This window comes from Nonomuraea monospora (assembly GCF_039531895.1).
GTDB lineage: Bacteria > Actinomycetota > Actinomycetes > Streptosporangiales > Streptosporangiaceae > Nonomuraea > Nonomuraea monospora.
In genome coordinates this window covers 1-6458 of sequence record NZ_BAAAQX010000086.1, presented here as the reverse complement: position 1 = coordinate 6458, position 6458 = coordinate 1, and the positions used below count along the sequence as shown (strand labels likewise).

6 protein-coding genes are annotated in these 6458 nt (G+C 68.9%); all 6 read left to right on the top strand.

Annotated features, from left to right (window positions below):
• The first annotated feature begins 1081 nt into the window (after positions 1-1081).
• The 6 genes from ABD331_RS60470 (at position 1082) to ABD331_RS61265 (ending at position 6282) form a co-directional block, all read left to right on the top strand.
• Positions 1082-2251, top strand: a complete 1170-nt coding sequence (locus tag ABD331_RS60470; protein WP_344496637.1) for a TadA family conjugal transfer-associated ATPase — start codon at positions 1082-1084, stop codon at positions 2249-2251.
• 333 nt (positions 2252-2584) lie between these two features.
• On the top strand, positions 2585-3310 hold the full coding sequence (locus ABD331_RS60465; protein WP_344496635.1) for a type II secretion system F family protein: 726 nt from the start codon (positions 2585-2587) through the stop codon (positions 3308-3310).
• 92 nt (positions 3311-3402) lie between these two features.
• Positions 3403-4209: a type II secretion system F family protein gene (locus ABD331_RS60460; RefSeq protein ID WP_344496633.1), complete on the top strand. Its 807-nt coding sequence runs from the start codon at positions 3403-3405 to the stop codon at positions 4207-4209.
• Between the two features lie 729 nt (positions 4210-4938).
• Positions 4939-5478 (top strand): DUF4244 domain-containing protein, encoded by a 540-nt coding sequence (locus ABD331_RS60455; RefSeq protein ID WP_344496631.1) that lies wholly within the window; start codon positions 4939-4941, stop codon positions 5476-5478.
• Positions 5479-5534: 56 nt separating this feature from the next.
• Complete coding sequence (locus ABD331_RS60450) at positions 5535-5855, top strand: TadE family type IV pilus minor pilin (protein ID WP_344496629.1); 321 nt, start codon at positions 5535-5537, stop codon at positions 5853-5855.
• On the top strand, positions 5746-6282 hold the full coding sequence (locus ABD331_RS61265; protein WP_425566293.1) for an Rv3654c family TadE-like protein: 537 nt from the start codon (positions 5746-5748) through the stop codon (positions 6280-6282). The genes ABD331_RS60450 and ABD331_RS61265 overlap by 110 nt, the downstream gene beginning before the upstream one ends.
• The last annotated feature ends 176 nt before the right edge of the window (positions 6283-6458 follow it).

The window sequence follows — 6458 nt, the reverse complement described above, 5'->3', positions numbered from 1 at the left end:
GGCAGCGCAGGGCCGGCCCGAACCCCGCAAATGGTTGGGCCACCCAAGCTCGATCGCAGGCCCGGCTCAGCAGACCGCGATCGAGACGCAACCGGCCAGGATCGACCTCTTAACACCAGCTACCTAGGCATCCCCTCAGCCGGCACCCTCCCCGACCAGCCCAGACTCACCGCCACCCTCAACCGCGGCGAACTCCCCAGACTCGGCCCCCGCACCGTCCTAGGCGCCCTCTGCACCTCCCTCCTCCGCGACCTCCTCCCAGCCACATGACCAAGAACCACACCCAAACGCCCACTCCGCCCCCCACTTCCATGACCACCCTCACCACCACCCCTACTGCGGCCACCACCCTCAGGACGAGCACCTTCACCGGCACGCCCACTCCGGCCAGCACTCCCATGACCACCGCCCTCACCGTCACGCCTACTCCCGCTGCCACCCCATGACCACCACCCCCGCCCGCATGGCTGCAACCCAGACCGGCACAGCCCCGGCCCCCACCGACGCAACTCCGACCTCCACCGGTCCGGCTCCAGCCCTCACCGGTACGGCTCCAGCCCTCACCGGCACGGCTCCAGCCCTCACCGGCACGGCTCCAGCCCTCACCGGCACGGCTCCAACCCTCACTCGCCTGTTCCCGAGCCCCACCGGCGCAACTCTGACCTCCACGGGCACGGCTCTGGCCCGCACCGGCACGACTCCGACCCTGTCTCCGAGCCCCAATGGCACGGCTCCAAGCCGCACCCGCCTGGCCCCGGCCCTGACCGGCTCGACTCGAATCCCGACCGGCACGCCTCCGGCCTCCACCCGCCCGACTCCGCCCCCGACTCCGCCCCCGATCGCGCCCCCGACTCCGCCCCCGACCCCGACTCCGACCGCGCCCCCGATCGCGACTCCGATCGCGACTCCGACTCCGACCCCGATCGCGACCTCGACCTCGACCTCGACCCACATGACCTCGGCACCCACTCGCACCGTTCCGGTCCCCACCTCCGCGCGGACCACCGCCTCACCTCACGCCCGAACCCCGACCCCCCGCCCCCAGACGACCTCGCACACCGCACGCCCACCCGACCCGTCGGTGGCGGCAACCCCAACCCCAGCCTCCCCAGAGCTGGTCGAGGCAGTACGCGTCCGCCTCGCCAGAACAGGCGTCGAACCCACCGCCGCCCAAGTAGCCCTAGCTCTCAGAGCAGAAAAATCCGTCTACGGCGACGCAGAGATCCTCGCCATAGCCCGAGCCCTCTGCGCCGACCTGATAGGCGCAGGCCCCCTGGAGCCCCTCCTAGCCCGCCCAGACGTAACGGACGTCCTGGTCAACGGCCCACGCGAGGTATGGATCGACGACGGCACAGGCCTACGCCGCACCTCGATCGCCTTCACCGACGACGGCTCCGTCCGAAGACTCGCCCAACGCCTGGCCACCGCCGCAGGCAGGCGCCTCGACGACGCCTCCCCGTACGTGGACGCCCGCCTCCCGGGCGGAGTCCGCCTCCACGCCGTACTGCCACCCATCGCATCCGGCGGCACCTGCATCTCCCTCCGCCTCCCACCCCGTCGCGCCTTCACCCTTCAGGACCTCGTCACAGCAGGCACGATCACACCCCAGGCGATCCCGGTGCTCACCGCCATGGTCACGGCCAGACTGGCCTTCCTCGTCACAGGCGGCACAGGCACCGGCAAAACCACCCTCCTATCTGCCCTCCTCTCCCTAGCGGACCCAGCCGACCGCCTCCTCCTGGTAGAGGACTCAGCCGAACTCCGCCCCCTCCACCCTCACGTGGTCCGCCTCGAAACCCGCCCAGCCAACCTTGAGGGCGCAGGCGGAGTAAGCCTCCGCGACCTGGTACGGCAGGCACTCAGAATGCGCCCGGACCGCCTGGTGGTAGGAGAGGTACGAGGACCCGAGGTAGTCGACCTGCTCGCCGCCCTCAACACGGGCCACGAAGGCGGCTGCGGCACCCTGCACGCGAACACAGCCGCAGACGTCCCACCACGCCTGGAAGCCCTCGGCTGCGCAGCAGGCTTGTCCAGAGAGGCCGTACACAGCCAACTAGCAGCAGCTCTCGACGCGGTCATCCACCTGACCCGCAGCCGCCCGGACGGCCGCAGACGCATAGCCGAAATCCGCCTGCTCTCCAGAACCCCAACCGGCTTCGTCGAATCCATCCCAGCCCTGACCTTCGACCCCCAAGGCCGCACCTATCCCGGCCCCGGCTACGAAGCCCTAGCCCACCGAACCTGCCCCTAATCAACCCAAACCCGACCCAGCCACCCCACCAAGACGCAACCCCCCGACGCAGGGACGGCCTCAACCCACACCGTACGAACCCACACCCCGACGCCCGTACGAACCCACGCCCGCAGCTCTCGCAAACCCACGCCCGCACGGCCCCCAACAACTCCACGACCGTGGGAGCCGCGCTCGCCCACGACCGCGAGGACTGCGCTCACCCACGACCGCGAGGACCGCCTCCCTGCCCGACCGTGGGAACCGCCCCAGGCACGACCGTGGGGACCACCTCCTCGCCCGACCACAAGAACCGGCCCCGCCCACGACACCCCACCAGGATGACAAAGCCCCGTGACCAGCGCCCTCATAGCCGCACTGTCCACAGCCTGCGCCATATGGCTGTGGACAGGCCCAAACACAGCCACCACCCGCCTGGACAACCTCCTGACCTCACCCACCGACCACAACCCAACCTGGAAGGCCCTGCTTAAGCTCGCCACCCACCTCACCACCACTCCCACCCCCACCCGCCGCGCGGAAGCCTGGCGCCGCGCCTCAATCGAGCTGTGCCAATCCCTCGCCGCCGAACTCTCAGCCGGCCGCACCCCAAGCGAGTCCCTGACCAGAGCCCTGACAGCAGTAGACCTCCCGGACCCGACCATCCTCCGCCCGGTCATGGCCGCCGCTCGCGACGGCGGCGACGTCTGCGCAGCCCTGACCTCAGCAGCTCCTCAAGCAGGCGGGGAAGGCCTACGCCAACTCGCAGCCGCCTGGCAGGTGAGCACCACAGCAGGCGCAGGCCTCGCCTCCCTGGTAGACCGAGTGGCGCACACGTTACGAGCAGCCCAAACCCACCGCCAAGACGTCGCAGCCCAACTAGCGGGCCCACGCACCACGGCCCGCATGCTCGCCGCCCTCCCCGCCCTCGGCCTCCTCATGGCCGCAGCCCTGAACATGCACCCGCTGTCGTTCCTGTTCGGCACCCTGCCAGGCCTGATGTGCCTGATATCCGGCATCACCCTGGACGTCTGCGGCCTCTGGTGGACCACCCGAATGGCCACCCAAGCCCAAACCTGACCTACGCAAGCCCAGACCAGCCCGGACGATCCAAGCCCAAACCGGCCCAGACCGACCCAAGCCCAAACCAGACCCACCAGGACGACCCACTAATGCCCCAACTCCTCGCCGCCCTATGCGCCGCCCTCTCCGCCTACCTATGGCTCTCCCCCCGAACCCCCACAGACCGCCTAACCCACCTACGCAAACCGAACAAGCAACCCCCAACCCCCGAAAGCCCCACACCCCACCACTCAGGACGCCAAAGCCCAACCGAACCCCCCACCTGGCACTCCCAATCCCCTCCCCACCCCACCCGCCTGACCCGCAGAACAACCCTCACCGCCACCTCCGCAGGCCTACTCTCCGCACTCCTGATCGGTGGCCTCCCCGGAGCCGTAGCAGGCACCCTCATCACCCCCGCAACAGCCCTGTTCCTCCACAGAAGAGCTCGCCACCAACCCCCTCCCGACCACCGCCGCATAGCCACCGACCTGCCCTTCGCCGCCGACCTGATGACCGCCTGCCTACGCGCGGGCAGACCAGTGAGCGCCGCCACAGAAACCACCGCCAACGCGATAGGCGGCCCCGTAGGCGAACGCCTGACCTGGGTCAGCACCCAACTACGCCTGGGCGCCGACCCCGACCCCACCTGGGCAGCCCTCGCCAAAGACCCCGCCATGGGCCAACTGTCCCGAGCCATGAGCCGAGCCGCACAAAGCGGCGCTCCCGTCGCGGACGTCCTAACCCGCCTGGCCGACGACGCCCGAGAAGCCTCCAGAGCCGAATCCGTCGCCGCGGCCAGAAGCGTCGGCGTAAAGGCAGTCGCCCCCTTGGGCCTGTGCTTCCTCCCGGCATTCGTCCTACTCGGCATCATCCCGGTAGTAGCCGGCCTGGCCTCAGCCATCGTCCTCCCATGACCGCCCTTGACCGCCACGGCCAGCGAACTCCCGGAAGACAAGGCCCACGCACAACGCGCCCAGCACATCGCCTTACGTGAGTGTCCTCGCCCGCCGTGCCGAAGCACGCCGTACTTAACGCAGAAGCCTGCACCCGTGCGTCCTCGCCGCAGCCTCGTGCACCCTCCCCACCCCGCCGAGCTGACCCACGCCCCCAGCACCTTGGCGCGCCAAGCACGTCGATCTTCGCCAGCCCGTCTCCAAGCACCACTTCACTCCTGCTCAGGGCATCGACTGCGCTCACCGGGCCTGCCGCGTCCACCGCGTCCACCGCGTCCACCGCGTCCACCGCATGTGCCGTGCCATCGCGTCCGTCCTGCCCCCGCGCCCAGCGCGCGAGCCGTAGCCACCGTCTCCCTGCCGCCACCGCGCGTGCTGCGCCCACCGCGCGTGCCGTGACCACCGCGGGTTCCGGGCGTGCTGCGTTCGCTGTTCCGACTGCGCTGCCAAGCACTTCCGCCGGGTTCAACGCACCGTTGTGCCCGACATCCCCTCACACCTGAGCCAAGGCCCACCCGCGCCCCTCTGCCACCGCGGTCTGCTCAAGCTCCGACTCTCATCCACAAGACATCCACCACCACCTCGCCGTTATCCACAGAACGCCATTCGGCCCCCATCTCCCCACCCCACCTCCGCCACCCTTAACTCACGCCAGGCCAAGACCCCTGGCTCTCAACTCCTGGAGGCAAGATGCACAGTCCCGCCACAAAGCCAGACGACATCGCAGCCGCCCCAGCACAAGCCGGCACCACCACATCAGCCCTTCACCCAGGCCGCCAGACCATCCGAAGCCCGACAGCCTTCGCAACGACCACCCCCACACCCGCCCAGCACCATGACCGCACCGCCAACGCCACCACCGCAGCAGCCTTCACCCCGAAACGCCACACCACCACGACAGGCCGAAGCACCAGCGGGCCTTCCACAAGCGGCCTCGCGGATCCTCGAGAGAACCTCGCCACCCCAGCCCCCTCAAGCGCCGACCGACCACAGACTCCTTCACCGGCTGCCAACCGACGCCGCATCACCAACTCTCGCCCGCGAACGAACAAGTGGCTTCACTACGCGGCCGCCCACCGAGAGCACGGCATGTCGACCGCCGAATACGCGGTAGGAACCATCGCAGCCTGCGCGTTTGCCGCACTCCTCTTCAAAGTCGTGAACAGCCCAGAAGTCCAGGAAATGCTCACCTCGCTCATTGACCGAGCACTCAAAACCGGACAGGAATGACACCGCGCAGAGCGCGGATCTCCAAGAGCATCAAGCGGTCGGCATCGCGGGGCTCGGTGACGGCCGAGACCGCCGCGATGCTGCCCGCCCTCATGGTCGTCCTGGCTGCCGCTCTATGGGCCATCCAAGCCGTCGCCGTCCAACTCGAATGCGTGGACGCCGCCCGCCTGGCAGCTCGCGCCGCAGCCAGAGGCGAGCCCTTGGAGCAGGTCCGCGCCTTCACCCAGGCAGCCACCAACCCGAACGCCCAGGTAGCCATAACCCGCGATCCCGAACTCACAAAGGTCCAGATCACCGTGGAAGTTCGCCCTTCCTGGGGCGACTCCCTACCCGCAGTCCGCGTGTCAGCCGCAGCCACGGCAGCAACCGAACAGTGACACCACGCCACACCCGCCACCAGCCGGCGGAACGTCCGCCCCTCACCGATGCCAGGAGACAACGATCAATCCCAAGGACAGAGGCTCGGCCACGCTCTGGGGCGTGGCACTGATGGGCCTGCTGATGGCGGTTGCCACCGCACTCGCCACGGTAGGTTCCGTCCGCGTGGCCCATCATCGAGCCAACAGTGCCGCCGACCTCAGCGCCCTCGCAGCAGCGAAGTTAGCGTTGGTCGACCCTGAGGGGGGCTGCGACAGGGCCTCCGAGCTCGCTGCAGAGAACGGCGTCGAGCTCGCAAGGTGCCAGATAACTGGTGATGTCGCCGATGTCTGGACTGCGTTGTCCATCTCGCTGCCGTTATTAGGTCGCCGCACCGTGCAGGGCAGGTCTCGCGCGGGCCCCACAGCGTCCACGGCCTTCGACTGACGATCGGGTCTGGTCTCGCTGATGGGATGGGCGCTGGCCGATTCGAGATGGGTGTAGCTCTTCCTCAGTGAGTGCCTGAGCTGCGCTTTTGTGGTCGTGACTGTTTAGTCCGGGAACCGCCTTCTACTGTGAGTGCAGACGGTGAGGCGGTGGTGACGGTGGGCTCGTTGCTGGAG